At 60.6% G+C, this 19,736-nt stretch carries 13 protein-coding genes; 11 read left to right on the top strand and 2 right to left on the bottom strand.

All coding sequences use genetic code 11. The features are described from left to right. The first annotated feature begins 136 nt into the window (after window positions 1–136). From Q0K02_RS05170 to Q0K02_RS05120, 11 genes are all read left to right on the top strand, one after another. Entirely contained in the window at window positions 137–1,804 is a 1,668-nt protein-coding gene (locus tag Q0K02_RS05170) for an FAD-binding protein (RefSeq protein ID WP_294485671.1), read from the top strand. Window positions 1,805–1,933: 129 nt separating this feature from the next. Beyond that, on the top strand, window positions 1,934–3,625 hold the full coding sequence (locus tag Q0K02_RS05165) for an FAD-dependent oxidoreductase (protein WP_294485669.1): 1,692 nt from the start codon (window positions 1,934–1,936) through the stop codon (window positions 3,623–3,625). A gap of 591 nt (window positions 3,626–4,216) precedes the next feature. Further along, window positions 4,217–4,489, top strand: coding sequence for a 4Fe-4S binding protein (locus Q0K02_RS05160; RefSeq protein ID WP_294485667.1), 273 nt, complete (start codon window positions 4,217–4,219; stop codon window positions 4,487–4,489). After that, window positions 4,482–6,206, top strand: coding sequence for an FAD-binding protein (locus Q0K02_RS05155; protein WP_294485665.1), 1,725 nt, complete (start codon window positions 4,482–4,484; stop codon window positions 6,204–6,206). Before Q0K02_RS05160 ends, Q0K02_RS05155 begins: the two co-directional genes overlap by 8 nt. Before the next feature lie 29 nt (window positions 6,207–6,235). Then, entirely contained in the window at window positions 6,236–7,708 is a 1,473-nt protein-coding gene (locus Q0K02_RS05150; RefSeq protein WP_294485663.1) for an SLC13 family permease, read from the top strand. 188 nt (window positions 7,709–7,896) lie between these two features. Beyond that, window positions 7,897–8,622, top strand: a complete 726-nt coding sequence (locus Q0K02_RS05145) for a Crp/Fnr family transcriptional regulator (protein WP_294485661.1) — start codon at window positions 7,897–7,899, stop codon at window positions 8,620–8,622. 1,077 nt (window positions 8,623–9,699) lie between these two features. Next, the gene (locus tag Q0K02_RS05140) at window positions 9,700–9,954 is read left to right on the top strand and encodes a ferredoxin family protein (RefSeq protein WP_294485659.1); all 255 of its coding nucleotides are present in this window, start codon (window positions 9,700–9,702) and stop codon (window positions 9,952–9,954) included. 77 nt (window positions 9,955–10,031) lie between these two features. Then, window positions 10,032–11,702 (top strand): FAD-binding protein, encoded by a 1,671-nt coding sequence (locus Q0K02_RS05135; protein WP_294485657.1) that lies wholly within the window; start codon window positions 10,032–10,034, stop codon window positions 11,700–11,702. Between the two features lie 225 nt (window positions 11,703–11,927). Next, entirely contained in the window at window positions 11,928–13,310 is a 1,383-nt protein-coding gene (locus Q0K02_RS05130) for an SLC13 family permease (RefSeq protein ID WP_294485655.1), read from the top strand. A gap of 170 nt (window positions 13,311–13,480) precedes the next feature. Beyond that, window positions 13,481–14,761: a serine--tRNA ligase gene (gene serS / locus Q0K02_RS05125; protein WP_294485653.1), complete on the top strand. Its 1,281-nt coding sequence runs from the start codon at window positions 13,481–13,483 to the stop codon at window positions 14,759–14,761. Between the two features lie 407 nt (window positions 14,762–15,168). Further along, complete coding sequence (locus Q0K02_RS05120) at window positions 15,169–16,704, top strand: carboxylesterase family protein (RefSeq protein ID WP_294485651.1); 1,536 nt, start codon at window positions 15,169–15,171, stop codon at window positions 16,702–16,704. A gap of 169 nt (window positions 16,705–16,873) precedes the next feature. Here Q0K02_RS05120 and Q0K02_RS05115 read toward each other — a convergent pair whose 3' ends face one another. Together Q0K02_RS05115 and Q0K02_RS05110 are read right to left on the bottom strand one after the other, a co-directional pair. Next, a complete protein-coding gene (locus Q0K02_RS05115; RefSeq protein ID WP_294485650.1) occupies window positions 16,874–18,034 on the bottom strand; it encodes a glycosyltransferase in 1,161 nt (386 codons plus the stop codon). A gap of 232 nt (window positions 18,035–18,266) precedes the next feature. Continuing rightward, window positions 18,267–19,634, bottom strand: coding sequence for a TolC family outer membrane protein (locus Q0K02_RS05110; RefSeq protein ID WP_294485648.1), 1,368 nt, complete (start codon window positions 19,632–19,634; stop codon window positions 18,267–18,269). Window positions 19,635–19,736 lie beyond the last annotated feature (102 nt).

Here is a 19,736-nt window from a genome sequence, read left to right as displayed (position 1 = left end):
ATTTGACAATAGAAGTCTTTTTTGTGAAATCATTGACACGACGGGAATGATTCCGGCGCGGCCCCCATTCCGTTGTCCCCGCCCGAAGCCGCGCTCTCTTTCCCATCCGATGTATTTTCAGAATCAGGGAGGAGTCATGAAAAGTTCAACTCATCCGCTTGGCACGCTGATCGAAACGGACGTGCTTGTCATCGGCTCTGGCGCGTCCGGCTGCGGCGCGGCCCTCGGAGCCCGCGAGCAGGGTCTGGATGTCGTGCTGCTGGATAAAGGCAAGCTGGAAAGTTCTGGCTGTATTGGTGGCGGCAACGACCACTACATGGCCGTCCTGAACGAAAAAGGCGCGCCTTTCGACACCGCAGACGATCTCGTGAAGTTCTACTCCAAGCCTCTGACCGGCTATTCCCCCGCCATGATCGTCAACGGCTGGTACAATCACATGTACCACATGCTGAAGCGCCTCGAAGACCGCGGCGTGCAGTTCAGCAAGAACCCCGACGGAACCTACAAGCGCACCCAGGGCTTCGGTCAGCCCGGCACGTGGTGGGTTCACATTGCCAACGGCATGACCATCAAGCGCGTCATGGCACGCATCGTTCGCGACTCCGGCGTCCATGTCCTTGACCGCATCATGGCCATGAAGATCCTTACCGACGGAGGCAAGGCCTGCGGCGCCATCGGCTGGAACGTGTCCACCGGCGAGTACGTCATCATCCGCGCCAAGACCGTGGTGTCCGCTCAGGGCCGCTCTTCCACCCGCGGCTACAACAACTCCACGCACAACCCCTACAACGTGTGGATGTACCCCTACAACACGGGTGCGGGCGTGGTGCTCGGCTATGACGCCGGCGCCGCCGTCACCGAACTCGACACCTATCAGCGCGCCACCATGGAGCCCAAGGGCTACGGCTGCCCCGGCATGAACGGCATCAACAGCTCGGGCGCTCACGAAATCAGCGCCATCGGCGAACGCTTCATGGGCAAGTACGACCCCATGTGGGAAAACGGCGTGCGCAACAACCAGATTCAGGGCACCTACCAGGAACAGCTCGAGGGCAATGGCCCGCCTTTCTACATGGACATGCGTCATGTCGACCCCGAAGTCGTGCATGAACTGCAGTACATCCTCATGCCCGGCGACAAGGCCACCTTCGGCGACTGGGCAGACTGCACCGGCACCGACTTCCAGCACAAGCTGCTGGAAGTGGAAATCGGCGAACTCATCTTCGGCGGCACCATCGCGGTGAACGACAACTTTGAGACCACCGTGCCCGGCCTGTACTGCGGCAGCATCTTCCTGTACTGCTCCGGCGCCATGTGCGGCGGCTTCGAAGCCGGCCGTCAGGCCGCCATGAAGGCTTCCGGCATGTCCGAAGCCGGCAAGATCGACGAAGATCTCGCCGCCAAGGTGAAGTCCAGCATCTTTGCCCCGCTCGGCAACGATCAGGAACTCACCTATCAGGAACTGGAAGAGGCCGCCCGCAACGTCATGATGTACTACATGGGCTTCCGTCGCTCCATGGCCGGCATGGAACGCGCTCTGGAAAAGATCACCTTCCTTGAAGAACAGATTCCTCAGCTCCACGCCGACACCCTGCGCGACCTCATGCGCTGCCATGAATCGTGCGAAGTTCTCAAGGTGTGCGAACTGGCCATCAAGGCCACCATGGAACGCAAGGAAACGGGCCGCTGCGTGTACAAGATTACCGATTACCCCAATCTCAATCCCGACATGGCGAAGCCCCTGCTTCTCCTCAAGGGCAAGAACGGCACCGAGTACCATTGGGGCAAGGCCCCTCTTCTGTAGAGCCCTTTCCGTCTGAAACTGTCCGCCGGGGCGGCAACGCCCCGCGACGGTTTCCCGGCGTCGGCGCAGCGTTCCGACGCCCCCCTCCCGGTTCTCCGGGAGCGGATCAGTCACTCAAGGAGTATTATCATGCCGCCTAGATATAGTCGTGAAATCACCCTGCCCATAGTCATGGGCGACAGCCTCAAGGAGCAGTTCCGCACCTCGCCGTGCGAGCATTTCTGCCCCGCAGGCAATTCCATCCAGAAGATGCAGGCGCTTGTGGAAAAGGGCGAATTCGGTGAAGCCCTGCGCTACCTGCGCGCCAAAAACCCCTTCCCCGGCGTCACCGGCCGCGTCTGCCCCCACTTCTGCCAGTCCAACTGCAACCGCGCCGGATACGACGCCTGCGTGAACACCCGCGCCCTTGAACGCGCCGTGTTCGACTACGCCCCCTACGGCTCCGCGCTGTTCAAGCGCCGTCCCGCCACGGGCAAGAGCGTCGGCATCATCGGCGGCGGCCCCGCCGGCCTCACCGCCGCGTACTTCCTCGCCCTGCTCGGCCATGACGTCACCGTGTACGAGGCCAACCCCGTGCTCGGCGGCATGACCCGCTACGGCGTGCCGGACTTCCGTCTGCCCCGCGACGTCGTTGACCGCGAAATCGGCTGGATCCTCGAAGTCGGCGTGCGCGCCCGCGTCAACACCGTGGTCGGCCGCGACATCTCCTTCGCCGACGTGCGCGCCGCGCATGACGCCGTCATCGTCACCACCGGCACCCCCAAGGAAAACAGCCTGCCCATCCCCGGCTGCGAAACCGCGGTGAAGGCCGTTGAATTCCTCCGTGCCGCGTCCCTCGGCCTGCGCCCCGAAGTGGGCAAGCGCGTGGTCGTCATGGGCGGCGGCGGCGTCGGCTTCGACGCGGCCTTCGTGGCCCGTCGCCTCGGCGCTGAAGAAGTGCATGTCGTCTGCCTCGAAAAGGCCGGTGAAATGCGCGCTCCCGCCGAAGACCTCGAACAGGCCGCCGAAGAAGGCATCCAGATCCACAATTCCTGCACCATGTCCGCCATCCGCACCAAGGACGGCAAGACCGCCGGTGTGGACTACTTTGAAGTGAAGGAATGCCGCTTCGACGAAAAGGGCCATCTGACCCTGGTGCCCGTGGAAGGCGGCGAACACACCCTCGACTGCGACACCGTGATCTTCGCCGTGGGCATGAAGACCGACCTCGACTTCATGGCCGAAGCCGGCGTCAACCTCACCCCCCGCAACTGGATCGTGGTGGACGGCAAGCAGGCCAGCTCCGTGGAAGGCATCTTTGCCGCCGGCGACGTGGCTTCCGGCCCCGCTTCCATTGCTGCCGCCATCGGCAACGGCCGTCGCGCCGCCTTCGGCGTGCATGCCTACCTGACCGGTGAAAATTCCCGCGTGTACGCCATCGGCGACGACAACACCATCGTTGCCCGCGACGATCTCGCCGGAACCAAGGAACCCTACGTGGTGCCCATGGAAGAGATCTACGGCATTCTCCAGTACGAGAAGACCGAACCTCAGAAACAGGCCTGCACCAACCACATGGACTTCACCGAAAACAACGCCGGCTACACCGCCGAACAGGCCCAGCTCGAAGCCGCCCGCTGCATGCACTGCGGACACTGCAAGGGCTGCGGCACCTGCGTGGACGACTGCCCCGGCTACGTGCTCGAACTCAAGCACCTCGAGAACGGCCTCGACCGCCCCGAAGTGGCTCACGGCGACGAATGCTGGCACTGCGCCAACTGCCGCACGAGCTGCCCCACCGGCGCCATAGGCTTCCGCTTCCCGCTGCGCATGCAGGTGTAAGAGCCTCGGCAAGCTGAACAAGCAAACGGCGCCCTGTCCTACTCCCCAGGACAGGGCGCTTCTTTGTCATTTTCTTGTTATAAAAAGAACAAATAGAGCGTATTTCTTGGAAACCCTTCGTTTTTTCATACGTTTTCCCTTTTGCTTGCGCGTTTTTTCTCTGCACTGAACGCCTGGTTCAAGCCGATGCGGCGCTGGTGCGGATCCTAAAGCGCCTTCTTTGGCATTATTCAGTATCTTATTTATTTTATTATAAAAAATTTTTGAAATGCGATCGTTTTCCGAGATTGTCGACATCTGTTTCTGCCGCTCGTGCAACGCCGTGCAAAGGTGTGTGATTTTATCAAACGAAAATAAAAAATTATCGATTTGACTTCCGATGGTTAAAATGTGATTTTTCTATCAACTTAAGTGCGTATTCTGCGCATCCGGGGCGGCGCAAAGCCTTTTCCATGGGGACGGAAGACCCCGGAGACGCAAGGCCAAAGGTTTTTCATCCGGAATATGACGGAATTTCCGGATGTTCTCTTTTTCACCGTGAACTTTCCAGGCGCGCCGCCGGGGGGCGGACGTCTGGCGAGGACGATGGCAATGATACAGCATATCGACGACGCTAAGTGTGTCGGCTGCGGCGTATGCGTGCAGAAGTGCCCTCTGGACACCATTCGTCTCAACGAGCAGGGAAAGGCGTTCATCGCGTATCCCGACGACTGCATGACCTGTTTCGTCTGTGAAAGACTTTGCCCCGCCGGAGCCATCTTTGTTCATCCGTTCAAGGAGAAGCTGCCCCCGGTCTTTCCGGGCCCCCGGTACGAAGCCGTGGAAGGCAACGACCTCAGAGACAAGGAGGTCTATCATGCCTAGCAGAACTACTCATGTCGTGGAAAGCGACCTGCTCATCATCGGCGGAGGCTCCGCGGGCCTGTGGGCCGCCAAGCGCTTCACCGAACTCATGCCTGAAAAGAAGGTCGTCATCGTGGACAAGGGCCCCAGGGAATGGGGCGGACTCATGTCCATGGCCGGCGGCGACTTCGACGCCGTCATGCCCGGCGACGACCTCGACGCCTGGCTCGAAGACTTCATCTACTACTTCGACGGCCTCTGCGATCAGGAGCAGATAGAAGAAATTCTCCGCCGCTCCCATGAACGCCTCGAAGACTATCAGCGCTACGGCTGTGAATTCTTCCGCAAGGAAGACGGCACGCTCAAGAGCATTCCGCAGCGCGGCCTGCCGCACGTCAAGCTGTATCCTGCCAAGCTTGTGGGCCGCGGCGGCGAAGACATGGTGCGCAGCCTTGTTCGCCAGCTCCGCAAGACCAATCTGACCAGCCTCGGCCGCATCGTGGTGACCGATCTTCTGAAGAAGAACGGCCGCGTGGTCGGCGCCGTGGGCTTCGATTCCATAAACGGCGACTTCTACCGTTTCCGCGCGCAGGTCGTCATTGCGGCCACGGGCGTGGGCGGCTGGAAAACCTCCTACGGCAAGAACACCCCCACCGGCGAAGGCGTGGAAATGGTGTGGAACGCCGGCGCAAGGCTCAAGGACTTCGAGTTCAGCCGCGTGTGGAACATGCCCCGTTACTTCGGCTGGGAAGGACAGACCAAGCTCATTCCCCTGGGCGCGCGCTTCGTCAACGCCAAGGGCGAGCCCTTCATGGAAAAGTATTCCCCCGTGCTCGGCGTGAATACCGACCCGCATTTCATCACCATAGCCATGGCCATGGAGATACGCGCCGGACGCGGCCCCATCTATTTCGACATCAGCCGCATCAATCCCGACGATCTGATCCTGCTCAAGCCCCAGAACGGCTGGCAGCTCATGAACTATGAGAAGCTCTGCAAGCTCGGCATGGATCTGTTCCGCGACAACACCGAATGGCTGCCGCAGATGACCATTTCCTACGGCGGCATGGAAGCCGGCATCAAGGGCACCACCAACCTTGAAGGTCTGTTCGCCGCCGGCACGGCCAGAAGCACCGAACCCGGCGTGTACGCCGGCGGATTCGCGCTCATGAGCACGTCCGTCACCGGTCATCTCGCCGGTGAAGGCGCGGCCGAATTCCTCGCCTCCGCCGCCCCCGTGGAAGACGACGCCGTGGATGAAGACATCGACGCCCTCGCCGAAGCCGTCTATGCGCCGCTCGGACGCGAAGGCCTCGCCCCCCACGACGTGCTGAGAAAGATTCAGACTGCCATGTTCCCCTACGACGTCTCCATCCTGAAGACCGAAGCCTCCCTCACGCGCGCGCTCGACGAAATTACGCGCATCCGCGAAGAGGAAGTGCCGAACATGGCCGCCGCCGATCCGCACTACCTGCTCAAGCTGCGCGAAGTGCGCGGCATGGCCCTCGTGAGCGAACTGTACCTGCGCGCCTCGCTGGAACGCCGCGAATCCCGCGCCGGACATTTCCGCGAGGACTACCCCCATCGCGCCGAAGACGGCCTCGCCTGGATTCTCATTCAGCGCGGTGACGACGGAAAGATGGCCTTCAGCAGAAAGCGCGTTCCCCTCGAACGCTATCGCCATCCCATCACCCGGTACTATCAGGACAATTTCCGCTTCGTGTCGGAAGAACACTAATACTCCGTTTCCACCAGGAGAACCTTACCATGGCTGCTACCACCAGCACTGCTCCCGCTGCTCCCAAAAAACTGAACGTCATGTACTTCGTACATACCATCATCTGCCTCGTCATCATGTTCGGCGTCGGGCAGCTTGCCCCCGTTGAACCGCTCACTCCGCTGGGCATGAACCTCATCGGCATCTTCCTCGGCGTGCTCTACGGCTGGATCTTCATCGACATCATCTGGCCCAGCATCGCCGGTCTGCTCGCGCTCATGCTCGTCGGCGGCATGAAGCCCGGCATGCTGCTCAACAAGAGCTTCGGCGACCCCATCGTCGTCATGATGTTCTTCATCTTCGTGTTCTGCGCCACCATCAACTACTACGGCCTCTCCAAGTTCATCTCGCTGTGGTTCATCACCCGCAAGGCCGTGGCCGGCAAACCCTGGCTGTTCACCTACACCTTCCTCGCCTCCATCATGCTGCTCGGCGGCCTCACCAGCGCCTCTCCCGCCGCGGTCATCGGCTGGAGCATCCTGTACGGCGTGTGCGAAGTGTGCGGATACAAGAAGGGCGACGGCTATCCTACCATGATGGTCTTCGGCATCGTGTACGCCGCTCAGGTGGGCATGGCCATCATTCCCTTCAAGCAGGCCGCCCTCACCGTCATGAGCGCCTATGAAACCATGTCCGGCACGCACATCGACTACGCCAAGTACATGTTCATAGCCATCGTCGCCTGCGCGCTCTGCTCCCTGCTCTTCCTGCTCATCGGCAAGTACATCTTCCGTCCCGACGTGAGCAAGCTCGCCGACCTCGACGCCAGCAAGCTCGACAAGGATCAGAGCCTCTCCCTCTCCGGCGTGCAGAAGGCCGTGCTCGGCTTCCTCTTCGCCCTCGTGGCCCTGCTGCTCATCCCGGCCTTCCTGCCCAAGGATCTCGCCGTGGTCAAGTTCCTCAAGAGCATCGGCAACACCGGCATATGCATGTTCCTCGTCGGCCTCATGTGCTTCATCAAGGTCAACGGCAAGCCGCTGCTCCGCTTCAAGGCCATGGTCGATGACGGCGTGGCCTGGGGCATCATCTTCATCCTCGCCATGGTCCAGCCCCTCTCCGGCGCCATGGCCAACCCCGCCAGCGGCATCACTCCCTTCCTGATGGCCGTGCTCGAACCTCTGTTCGGATCCGGTTCCCCGCTGTTCTTCTCCCTCTGCATGGGCCTCCTGGCTACCATCCTCACCCAGTTCATCAACAACGGCGCCGTGGGCGTGGCCCTCATGCCCATCATCTTCAGCTACTGCACCAACCTCGGCGTCGGCCCCGAACTGCCGGTCATCATGGTGGTCATGGGCGTGCATCTGGCCTTCCTCACTCCTGCCGCGAGCTCCAGCGCCGCACTGCTGCACGGCAACGAATGGGCCAGCACCAAGAGCATCTGGAAGTCCTCTCCCATCGTCATCCTGCTCTCCTGGATACTGATGAGTGCCGTCATCACCATCATGGGCTCGATGCTCTTCTAACGGTCAGCCTCCGCAGGTCTGACCAGGGCCGGGCGCAAGCCCGGCCCCGAAGCCCCTTTTCGCCCCCGCGAAAAGGGGCTTTTTCCGCCTCTTGCCTTCTTCCCCGCATCCCTGCTAGAGCTTGTTCTCAGAACGCCGACACTTCCCGCCGGCCTGCATCCGTCCCTTTTTCCGCCGGGAGCGCATTCATGCCCGTCACAACCCTCTCCGAACGGCGTCCGTCCAGGCCCCTGCCCGGCTTCATGCCCTTCGCCGTGCCCGTGGTGCAGGGAGAAACCGACGTCGAATCCCCCGTGTGGAAGGAAATCCGCCGCGAAGGCACGCGTCTCGTGTTTCGCGCCGGCACGTTCATCGATCTTTCCGGCGAACATCTGCTCGACATGTACTGTCTGGAAAAGGGCAGCGTGCGCATCGTGTTCGACACCCTCGAAGGCAGACAGCGGGCCCTCATGACCTTCGAGCCCGGCGGCATCTTCAACCTGGCCTGCGCGCTCACGCAAAAAGACGCTTCCGGGCAGTACCAGTGCGTGCGCAACAGCGTGATCTGGCGCGTGCCCGGCACCGTGCTCAAGGACGAAAACGGCGTGACCGCCTGCCCGGCCCTCGCCGCCTACGCCCTGCGCCAGATGGGAACCGTGGCGCTCATCCACAGCACCTTTCTTTCCGACATGCTCATGGACGACTTCGTCATCCGCTTCTGCCGCTATCTGCTCTCGCTCGCCACAAGGCACGACGACGTGGAATTTCCCCTCGGCATCACGCAGGAACGCTGCGCCGCCATGCTGGGCGTGCATCGCGCCACGCTGTGCCGGGCCATCCAGTACCTGAAAAAGAACGGCGTCATCGAATGCTTCCGCCGGGGACGGGTTCACATTCTCGATCCGGCCGGACTGCGCGCTCTTGCGGGCATGTAGCCGCGCAGGACTCCCTCCACAGAACTCAGACGTCGCGCATCCGTTTTCCTCGCGCGAGAAACCGCGTGCTGCGCCCGCCGCGCCGAAAGAGCAGGATCCGGGAGGAGGTCGCAACATCCGCAGGAAGCACAGGGGCGAACGCCCTCGTCCGCACTGCGAAACTCCGAGCACGGCGCGCCCGCCTTGCTCGCTCCGGGACGCTTTTGCAGGCATTCGATCCGCACGCCGCTCAACGGCAAATCTTCCATGCAGCCCCGGCGCAACGCCCCGCCCTCCGGCCCGCAGCCCGACGAAAATTTTTCCGCAATTCCCGGTTCAGCGCCATGCTCCCGCCGACGCCCGGCGGCACATGCCTCCCGCAGCTATCCCCGCAAAGCCGCCCCTCCGGCGCAGCGCCGGAAACTATCGCCTCTTCGGCCCGGCGAACGGAGACAACCGGCTCCGGGCAACGACCGGGAAGCCCTCCGTGCCACTCCCGAAAAGCACCGGTTTCACGTCCGGCTCAGAGCCGCCAAGCCCCCGCCCGACGCAATGTCTGGATCAGCTCCCCCCTGACACGTCCGACTCAAGGCCCGATGCCTCGCCCACCGGCCTCCCCTCCCTCTCGCCCCGGTTATCCGCCAAGGAGCGCTCGAAAACGCCCGACGCATCTCGAGAGCGCACGACAGCGCCTGCGAAAACTGAACCGACTCGTACCTTTTCTCTGTTTTTAATTTTATTTGTGAAATAATTCTTTTATCAAGACTCCGAACTGCCGCTCGTCGCCGGCCTCTGTCGGCCCGCATCTGCGCTCGGCCCATCCCCGCAACTCTTTTCGGACGCGCGCCCTCCTGAGCAGCGCCCTGCCTTCCCGCGCGACGCTCCGCGATCTGCGCTCTCCCTTCTTTTCCGCAGAAGAAACATTAATTTTTTCTTCGCCATCTCTCTGTTATTCTTTTATTTTTTTTCTTTCTTTCTGAAAAATATTCAAAATGTCGCATGCGCGATATTTTCCCTTCCCGGCTTGTGAAAACATGTACGCATCGATGGTCAACAACGCCCACCGCGCGAATCTTATTTTTGCGAAGGAGAAGGAATATGCCTCCGGTAATCGACAGAGAAAAATGCCTTGGCTGCGGCGTATGCGCCGACGTGTGCCCCCTGCAGGTGTTCAGTTTCAACAGAGGCAAGGACAAGATGCCCGAAGTCAAGCGCCCCTACGAGTGCTGGCACTGCAACGCCTGCGTGCTGGACTGCCGGGCCCACGCCATTGAACTGCGTCTGCCGCTCACGCACATGCTCCTGTACGTGGATGCCGACACCCTGAAGCCCAAAGATCTGCCCGTGCGCTGAAAACGCGCCTTTCGGCAGCCGTGTTCCCTTCGGGATCTTCTCTCTCCCACTCAAAACATTTTCTCTGGAGGTACTCCATGATTCCTCTTAAAGAACAGCATGAAGCCGATGTGGCCGTCATCGGCGGCGGCATAGCGGGTCTTATGGCCGCCATCGCGGCGGCGGACAAGGGCGCAAGCGTGGTTCTTCTGGACAAGGCCAACACGAAGCGCAGCGGCGCAGGCGCCACGGGCAACGATCACTTCCTGTGCTGGATTCCCGAAAAGCACGGCGACATCAGCGTGGTGTACAACGAATTCATGGACAGCCAGAACGCCACCAGCAACGACACCCCGCTCGTCATGCGCTTTCTGGAAACCAGCCCCAAAATCGTGAACATGTGGAACGACTGGGGCATCAACATGAAGCCCACGGGCGACTATCACTTTGAAGGACACGCCTATCCCGGCCGTCCGCGCATCTTCCTCAAGTACGACGGCCACAATCAGAAAAAGGTGCTCACCGAACAGGCGAAAAAGCGCGGCGTGAAGATTCTCAATCACGCGCCCGTGCTGGAAATGTTCCGCAACGCCGACGGCGTGACCGGCGTGCTGGCTCTCGACGTGTCCGGCGACGAACCTTCCTTCATCATGGTGAAATCCAAGGCCGTGGTGGCCGCCACCGGCTACGTGAGCCGCCTGTTCACCACCGATCCCACGCCGAGCCAGATGTTCAACACCAACATGTGCCCCTCCGGCACCGGCGACTCCATTGCGCAGGCCTGGCGCATCGGCACCTATCTCGTGAACATGGAAAAGACCTACCGCCACGCCGGGCCCCGCTTCCTCGCCCGCTGCGGCAAGGCCACCTGGATAGGCGTGTACCGCTACCCCGACGGGCGTCCCGTCGGCCCGTTCATCACGAAGCCCAACGTGGAAACGGGCGACATGACGAGCGACGTGTGGTCCTCGGCCTTCACCGATCTCAAGCTGAGCGGCCGCGGCCCCGCCTACATGGACTGCTCCGGCGCGAGCAAGGAAGATCTCGAACACATGCGCTGGGCCATGAAGTGCGAAGGCCTCACCGCGCTTCTGGACTACATGGACAAGGAAGGCATCGATCCCGGAAAGCACGCCGTGGAATTCGGCCAGTATGAAGCCAACCTCGTCACCAACGGCATAGAAATCGACATCAACGGCGAGAGCAACGTGCGCGGACTCTTCGCCGCCGGCGACATGATGGGCAACATCAGCGGCGACATCGGCGCTGCGGCCGTGTACGGCTGGATTGCCGGCCATCACGCCGCGGACTACCAGACCCTCGCCCTTGCCGAAGGCACGCCGGACAACGCCGAGGAACGCATGGCGTTCTACAGCGCCATTTACGAACGCAAGGTGGGCGCTTCGTGGCAGGAAGCCAACTTCGCCCTGCAGCAGATCATGACCGAGTACGCCGACTGCGGTCCGCACCGCGTGCGCTCCGACACCATGCTCACCGCGGGCATCAAGTATCTCGGCGACCTGCGCAAGAAGATAGAAACGCAGATGTACGCCACCGACGCCCACGAACTCATGCGCGCCGCCGAAGTGGTGAACCTGCTCGATCTCGGTCAGGCCCTCATGATCTCCGCCAGGGAACGCAAGGAAAGCCGCGGCCGTCACATCCGCTCCGACTACACCTTCACCAACCCGCTCCTGCGCGACAAGTTCCTGCGCGTATGGAAGGAAGGCGATGAAGTGAAAACCGCCTGGCGCGACCGCCTCATCTGAGTTTTCTCTCCCCCCTCTCCCCGGTTTCCCTCTGCGGAAACCGGGGCATGGCGTTGTTTAACGCCCGCGCCGTCCGCCGTTTCCGCTCTCATTCCGCGGCACTCCTTTTCCGCTTCTCCGACGTGCATCGACACGTCGCCCTGTTTCCGCCCCCGGTCGACGCGCTCTCCCTTCGTGAACTTTTTTCCGGCTCAGCCCGGAACATCCGCCACCCCCGGAGGAACCATGAAAGTTCTGCCCATGCTCCGCTGGCCTCTGACCCTCATTCTGCCCTTCATCGTCTATTTCGCCGCGCCCGCCGACATTTCGCCGAAAGCGCCGCTCTTCATGGCCATGACCAGCATGGCCGTGCTGGCCTGGGCCTTCAACGTGTTTCCGGCCATCGGCGTGGCCGCGCTGCTCACCTTCGGCTACGTGCTCGGCAACGTGGCTCCCATGGAAGTCATTTTCGGCCCGTGGGCCACGGTGCTGCCCTGGATTTCCTTTGCCGCCGTGGTCATCGGCGAAGCCATGGACAAAACTGGGCTCGCCAGACGCCTGGCGCTGAGCTGCCTCTCCCTTGCGGGCGGCAGCTTCATGGGCCTTGTGTGGGGCTTCTTCATCGGCGGCCTGGCGCTGGCCCTGGTGCTGCCTTCCATTCTGGCCCGCATGGTCGTGCTCTGCGCCATTGCCTCCGGCATCGTGGACACCCTGAAGCTCGATCACAAATCGCGCATGTCCTCGGCCATCATTCTCATGGCCTTCATGGCCGCGGCCGCGCCGCAGTTTCTGTTCCTGCACACCTCCGAAAGCTTCATCTGGGCCTTCACCATGCTCTTCAAGGACGGCACCACCGTGGACTTCTGGCAGTACGCCTGGCACGGCTCCCTGTTCTCCGTCATCTACACCATGGCGTCCATGGGCGTCGTCTGGCTGGTGAAGGGCAAGGAACAGCTCACCTCCATGGAAAACGCCCGCGCCTTCATTGAAAACTGCAGCAGAGAACTCGGCCCCATCAGCACCAAGGAAAAAATTCTCCTCGTGCTGGTGCTCGGCATGGTGCTCGCCTTCATGATTCAGCCCTGGACCGGCGTGGACCCCGTGTTCGTCTTCGCCGTGCTGGCCATGATCTGCTACATGCCCGGCATCAACATTCTGCCCAATGAAGGCATCGGCAAGCTGGAAATCATGTTCCTCATCTTCATCACCGGCTGCATGTCCATCGGTTTCGTGGGCGGAGCCGTGGGCTTCAACGCCTGGGCCGTGCAGCAGATTCTGCCCGTGCTTCAGGGCTGGGGAGAGAGCATGTCGGTCATCATCGCCTACCTCTCCGGCGTGGTCGTCAACTTCCTGCTGACGCCCCTTGCCGCCACCGCCGCCTTCACCCCCGCCATCGGCGAACTCGGTCAGGCCCTCAACATGAATCCGCTGCCGCTCTTCTACGCCTTCCAGTACGGCGTCGATCAGTACATCCTGCCCTATGAAGCCGTGTACTTCCTCTATATCTTCATCACCGGACGCGTCACGCTCTCCCACGTCATTCCCGCTCTCGCCGCGCGAACCCTGATCTGCGGCGTGCTGCTCGCTCTGGTGGCCATTCCGTGGTGGAACTTCGTAGGCATCATGTAAATTCTCGAATCCATGCAGAACACAGGGCCCGGCGGACGCGTCCGCCGGGCCCTGCCGCCTCTTCCGGTCACGATTGACGCTCCGCCGCTGTCGGGCTAGACTGTTCGTTCCTTTCAAATGCCCGGGCATCACGCCCTACCGCATATCACGCAGATTCGAGGAAATCAGCCATGCTTGATCTCAAACTTCTTCAGAAACATCCCGAAGTGGTGGCCAAGGCTCTGGCCGACCGCCATTCCAACATTTCCGTCGACGACTTCCTGGCTCTGGACGAACGTCGCCGCGCCGTGCTCACCGAAGTGGAAACGCTCAAGAGCAAGCGCAATGCCGACTCGGCCGAAGTGGCCCGCAAAAAGCGCGCCGGTGAAGACGCTTCCGAACTTCTGGCCGATCTCGGCAAGCTCTCCGACCGCATCAAGGAACTCGACGCCGAAGCTTCCGAGATCAAGGACAAGGTCTATCAGTGGATGCTCCGCGTGCCGAACATTCCCGACGCCTCCGTGCCGGTCGGCCTCGACGAAAACGACAATCCGGAACTGCACCGCTGGGGCACGCCCCGCGAGTTCACCTTCCCGCCCAAGCAGCACTTTGAAGTGGGCGCGGCCCGCCGCGGCCTCGACTTTGAACGCGGCGCCAAGCTCGCCGGTTCGCGCTTCTGCGTGTCGCACGGCGTGTTCGCCAGAATGGAACGCGCCCTCATGAACTTCTACCTCGACACCCAGACCACCGAATTCGGCGCCACCGAAATTCTGCCTCCCTTCATGGTCAACGCCGCCACCATGCAGGGCACCGGTCAGCTGCCCAAGTTCGAGGAAGACCTCTTCAAAATGCCCGCCTGGGACTACTACCTCATTCCCACCGCCGAAGTGCCCGTCACCAACCTGCACGCCGGCGAAATCCTCGAAGAGGATCAGCTGCCCCTGCGCTACACCGCCGGCACCCCCTGCTTCCGTTCCGAAGCCGGCTCCGCGGGCAAGGACGTGCGCGGTCTCATCCGTCAGCATCAGTTCATCAAGGTGGAAATGGTGCGCTTCGCCCATCCCGACAAGTCCTGGGAAGAGCTGGAACACATGCGCCGCTGCGCCGAAATCCTGCTCGAAAAGCTGGAACTTCCCTATCGCACCATCACCCTGTGCACCGGCGACATGGGCTTCGGTTCCGCCAAGACCTACGACGTGGAAGTCTGGCTGCCCGGTCAGAACACCTACCGCGAAATCTCGTCCTGCTCCAACTGCGTGGACTTCCAGGCCCGCCGCGCCAACATCCGGTTCCGTCCCAAGGGCGGCGGCAAGCCCGAATTCGTGCATACCCTGAACGGCTCCGGTCTGCCCACCGGCCGTTCGCTCGTGGCCATCATCGAGAACAACCAGCAGGAAGACGGCTCCATCGTCATTCCCACCGTGCTGCGTCCCTACATGGGCGGCCTTGAGGTCATTACTCCCGACATGTAGTCGGATTGTTCAAAAACTCTCCGGCGGGAGACGGCGTTGCCGTCTCCCGCTTTTTTCTTGCCTTCAGCCTCGAAAAAATAAACGCCGCCGCGGCGCGCCTCCGGAGCCCCGCGGAACGCGATGCCCCAAAACACGCGCCGCAAGCCGAATTTCCGGCAAAATTTCCCCTCCTTCGCCTGCCCGGGCAGCTCGCGCGCCTGACGCTTCGTGGCGACTTTTGCCCCCGCGCGTCCTGCCGCTTCGCGCACATCATCAATATTTTTTCCTCTTGTTGCCTTTCTTAGAACAACAATGTGAAATTTTGAGCTTTATTTTTTGCCGTCTTTTTATTTTCCTGAAAGCCGAATCATCCTCTCTCCTGGACGGATGTTCGCCTTTTCCATCACCGAATATATCAGGAGCTTCACATGAACAGACGTCAGTTTTTATATGGAAGCGCGGCCGCACTTCTTGCGGGCGCCGTGCCCTTCCATGCCTTTGCCACCGAAGGCCCCGTGGTCAAAACGGCCAAAGGCAGCGTGCGCGGTCTTGTCATGGACGGCGTGCATGTGTTCAGAGGCGTGCCCTGCGGCATGCCCCCCTATGAAGGAAAATACCGTCTGGCCCTGCCTGAATTCGTTCCGGCCTGGAACGGCGTCGTCGATGCCGTCAATCCCGGCGACATTCCGCTCCAGCCCGGCGGCAAGGGCAAAATTCTGGGCGGCGGCGACTGCCTGCGCCTGAACATCTGGACCCCCGCTCCCGGCAAGACGAAGTGCCCCGTCATGGTCTATATTCCCGGCGGCGGCAGCACCCGCTGCGACAACAACGACGTGCGCTACGACGGCACCGCCTTTGCGCAGGACGGCGTGGTGCTCGTCACCATCAACTACCGCGTGAACGTGGACGGCTTTCTCAAAATCAAGGGAGTGCCCTCCAACCTCGCCCTGCGCGACATGATGTTCGCTCTGCGCTGGGTGCAGGACAACATTGCCGCCTTCGGCGGCGATCCCGACAAGGTCACGGTGTTCGGTCAGTCCGCGGGAGCCACGCACATCACCTCCCTCATTTCTTCCGGCAAGTCGAAGGGCCTTTTCCGCCGCGCCATTCTGCAGAGCCCCTCGGCCATTGCGCAGTACACCAGCGAACAGGCTTCCGTGGCCTCCGCCGATCTGCTGGCCTTCTACGGCATTGAAGACAGCCGCGAAGCCGTGGCCGCTCTTTCGCCGGAAAAGCTGCTCACCTTCTCCGCGTTCGCTTCCGCCAAGGCCAAGGATCCCGAATGGGGCCGCATGCTGCAGGGCAACGTTTCCGTGTTCAAGCCCTACGTTGACGGCGACATTCTCATGAAGCGCCCCGTGGACGCCATTGCCGACGGCGCCGCCAGGGATCTGGACGTCATGGTCGGCTCCGCCGAACAGGAATGGCGCTACTACACCGTGCCGAGCGGAGCCATCGACAAGATAGGCGAAGACGCGCTCAAGAACTTCGTGTACACGACGGGATTTCCCGCCGACATCGTGGAACGCTACCGCAAGGCCGGTCGCGGCGACACCACCGGCGATCTGTTCACGGCCCTCCAGTCCGACCTCATCTTCAGGATGCCCGCCAACAAGGTACTGGAAAGCCAGAAGAAGGCAGGCGGCAAGGCCTGGGCCTATTCCTTCGCCTGGAGGAGCCCCTGCTACAACGGCAGACTCGGCGCGGCCCACAGCGTGGATCTGCCCTTCGTCTTCAAGACGCTGCACAAGGACTCGCAGCGCGTGAAAAACACCCTCGGCGACAATCCTCCGGATGCGCTGGCAAACGCCATGCATCGCGCCTGGGTGAGCTTTGCCTCCACGGGAAACCCCGGCTGGACGCCTTTCGATCTCGACCGCCGCATGACCATGCGCTTCGACGTGGAAAGCAAAGAAGTCTCCGATCCGTGGAAGACGGAACGCGAGAACATGCCGCTGAAGTAATTCGATTCCTCGCGCCGGGCCTCCCTGCGCGCCTAAAAACGCCATAGAAAAGGGCGGAACGCACATGTTGCGCTCCGCCCTTCTTTCTTCGGACGAACCTTCCGCGGCGGGACAAGCGCCGCTCCCAAAACGCCGACGCCGCAACTCCGGACTGACGGATTGACCGTCATCAGTTTCTGACCTTCCTGTACTCTTCCATGACAAAAGCCATCTGCCCGGTAACGGCTACCTGCTCACTGCAACGTTCGACAATCTTTTCTCTTGCATTTCTTCGTATGTCGTCAAACTCCTCCCTGTGGTCAAGCACTCGACTTATCGCTTCCATCTGCCGTCCACCTTCCTTCGGGAGCACAAGCATTGTTTTCCCATCATGGAAAAACTCGTCGTCAGCATCAGAAGAGGGCATCATCAGCAAGGTTCCGCAACTCATGGATTCAAGCATTTCCTGAAGCGGCGGAATGGTATATTCGGGGAAAACATGGATCGTACTGGAACATAGAAGCGTGCGATAGGCAGCATTATCAAGTCCCCCGGCAGGAAAAATGCGTCGACTTATCTCTTCCGGCAGCACACTATACGCCTGCCTCCATCGGTCTCTGTACGCATCGCTGCCGAATGTCAGGGCAACGCGACAATGCGGACGATGCGTCAGCAATCCGAACACGAGCCTCATCATCGCTTTTGAGGCGTCGCCCCCCACTTTCATGTGGACCGTCACCAGCTCTCCGTCATCCGACGCGTCGGAAAAGAACGCGGACAGCCTGCGGGGCTGAGGGCTGAAGAATTCCGTATTCACATACGGCGGCCATATGTGGATGAGAGACTGCAGAGAGGACGGAAAATCCATCTTCTGCCCTTCTGAGCGCACGAAATACAAGTCGCTTTGCACCACCGTCATTTTCTGCATATCCATCACGGCTTCAAAGCGCGCGTCGTCCGCTTCCGAGCTGCGGCGAAAGCCTCGAAACAATGAAACCACAAACGCATGAGGAAACGCATGGCGGAGAAACAACGCCGGACCGTCAAAAAACGAGACGAAAATGATGTCCGGTACGAAGCCTGTATCCCGGATATGAATGAATGTCTGCAACGCCTGTCTGCCCAGACTGAACATTTTTTCCCACTCAAAAACAAATGCGTCCCTGTTCGGGGAAAGATGTTCGCGGGTTCTGGCAAGATTCAGCCGGGCATGGATCACCCCGGAAGGCGATTCCTCCCTCCGCTGATGAAAGGAAAGAAACATCACGCTGTTTGCGGGATCGGAAGCCAGCCGTGCAGGCATGGTCCCGAATATTCCGGGATAGCTGTCATTGCAGAACAAAATTTTCATGTCTCTCCTGGAGCATTTTCAGTTTGAAACGCCCCACGTTTCAAACCGTACGGACTGTCGCTTCACAGAAAAAACGCTGTTTAGCCGCAACATCGCGTTTCGCCTGTTGCAGCGGCAAACGCTCTGCGCCGCCGTACCCCTGTCTGTCATGCCGCATCCATTCTCAATAGTAACCTATCGTATATAAAAACGAAAAGGGGCGGAAGAGTTTTCCTTCCGCCCCGTGCCGTGATTATTCAGGCATGGTAATCTGATCTATCGGCTCATGATCGGCAGGAGTTGTCTTCAGCATTTCCGTACTGATATCCAGGCAGGGAAGGAGCTGCCCGGCCAGCGCCTTCATGCGATAGGCCGCAATAAGCGTATTGCCGAGGGCTGTGGCCGCCTGCGTGGAGGAGTTGAACAGTTCGTTTTCCGCATCGAGCACGTCGAGCAGGCTGCGCTGTCCCATGATGAACTGTTCTTCATAGGCGGAACGGGTCGTCTTGTTGTATTCGATGGCTTCGCGGTAAAATTCGAGCTGCTTCTGCGCGGAAAGAAATTCCGTCCAGCTTTCCTGCACGTCGAGCTTGAGCTCGTCCATGTAGTCGTAAAGAACCCTGCGGCTCTGACGAATACGGGCGGCAGCGGCCTTGTTTTCCGCAGCATCGGCACCGCTGTTAAAAATATTCCAGCGGACGACGGCGGCCACGCCGAATTCAGCAGTCCACAGCTGGCTCTTGCCGTCGCGGTCGGAGTAGGACGGTCCGGCCTCAAGATCAAGCGTGGGGCTGTAGGCGGCTCTCGCCTGTTCCTTCACCGCTCTGGCAGCCTTGACGTCTTCAAGGTAGGCGGACACCTTGGGATTACCCTTCTGTGCGGCATCAAACACTTCTTCGGCAGAGGCGAACATGCTGTCGGGCATGGTCACGGGGGCGAGATCCATGGCCGCATGATGCGTCAGACGGGTATAGGTTTCTTCGCCGTTGCGAAGAGATGCGCGGGCTTCTATGAGCGTGGACTGTGCACGGGCAAGACGGCTCTGCGCCTGAGAGACGTCGGCAATGGTGTCCACACCTTCCACGGCACGGGCACGGGCCTGCGCAAGTATTTCCTCATGCCGCTTCACGTTCTCCTGAGCAAGCTGAAAAATCTGCATCCGCCGCAGCACGTCCACATGGGCGATGATGGCATCGAGAGCAAGAGAGTTCGCGTTGTCGAGCACGCGGTGATCCATGGAGCGGTAGGTGGCTTCCGCTTCACGAACACGACCGCGGGTCAGCCAGCCGTTCCACAAAGGCTGCGTCACAAGCAGAGAGGCGGAGGAATACGGAGCCGCTTCATCGTAATTGTACGATCTGGTAGTGCTGTCGGAAAGTCTGCCGAATCCGCCTCTGGCCGTAAGATCCACCCTGGGCCCGTAACCGGCTTTGGCGCGATCCACCTCATACCCCACGGCAGAACGGTTTTCCTGTACGGCCTTGAGAGAGTTGTTCACCCTCAGCATGGATTCGACGGATTCTTTGAGAGAAATGTCCTCGCCCCCGGACGCATACACGGAGGAAGCGCACAGCATGACTCCCATGCATCCCGACACGATAACCTGAGAAAATTTCTTCATAATTCCTCCAAAAACACTTTCCATGAGACACAAAAATACAGGCGGACACATAGGTATGGTATTACATTTTGCATATCTTCATCAAGCTCGTTTTTATCGTCA

Origin of the sequence: uncultured Mailhella sp. (assembly GCF_944324995.1) — a bacterium.
In the GTDB taxonomy this organism is placed as follows: Bacteria; Desulfobacterota; Desulfovibrionia; order Desulfovibrionales; family Desulfovibrionaceae; genus Mailhella.
This window is presented reverse-complemented; position numbering and strand designations above follow the sequence as displayed.

Coding starts and splice junctions, on each gene's coding strand:
- Q0K02_RS05150 (WP_294485663.1), top strand. CDS start 6,236: ATGGCTGCTACCACCAGCACTGCTCCCGCTGCTCCCAAAAAACTGAAC.
- Q0K02_RS05110 (WP_294485648.1), bottom strand. CDS start 19,634: ATGAAGAAATTTTCTCAGGTTATCGTGTCGGGATGCATGGGAGTCATG.
- Q0K02_RS05155 (WP_294485665.1), top strand. CDS start 4,482: ATGCCTAGCAGAACTACTCATGTCGTGGAAAGCGACCTGCTCATCATC.
- Q0K02_RS05165 (WP_294485669.1), top strand. CDS start 1,934: ATGCCGCCTAGATATAGTCGTGAAATCACCCTGCCCATAGTCATGGGC.
- Q0K02_RS05170 (WP_294485671.1), top strand. CDS start 137: ATGAAAAGTTCAACTCATCCGCTTGGCACGCTGATCGAAACGGACGTG.
- Q0K02_RS05120 (WP_294485651.1), top strand. CDS start 15,169: ATGAACAGACGTCAGTTTTTATATGGAAGCGCGGCCGCACTTCTTGCG.
- Q0K02_RS05135 (WP_294485657.1), top strand. CDS start 10,032: ATGATTCCTCTTAAAGAACAGCATGAAGCCGATGTGGCCGTCATCGGC.
- Q0K02_RS05145 (WP_294485661.1), top strand. CDS start 7,897: ATGCCCGTCACAACCCTCTCCGAACGGCGTCCGTCCAGGCCCCTGCCC.
- Q0K02_RS05160 (WP_294485667.1), top strand. CDS start 4,217: ATGATACAGCATATCGACGACGCTAAGTGTGTCGGCTGCGGCGTATGC.
- Q0K02_RS05115 (WP_294485650.1), bottom strand. CDS start 18,034: ATGAAAATTTTGTTCTGCAATGACAGCTATCCCGGAATATTCGGGACC.
- serS (WP_294485653.1), top strand. CDS start 13,481: ATGCTTGATCTCAAACTTCTTCAGAAACATCCCGAAGTGGTGGCCAAG.
- Q0K02_RS05140 (WP_294485659.1), top strand. CDS start 9,700: ATGCCTCCGGTAATCGACAGAGAAAAATGCCTTGGCTGCGGCGTATGC.
- Q0K02_RS05130 (WP_294485655.1), top strand. CDS start 11,928: ATGAAAGTTCTGCCCATGCTCCGCTGGCCTCTGACCCTCATTCTGCCC.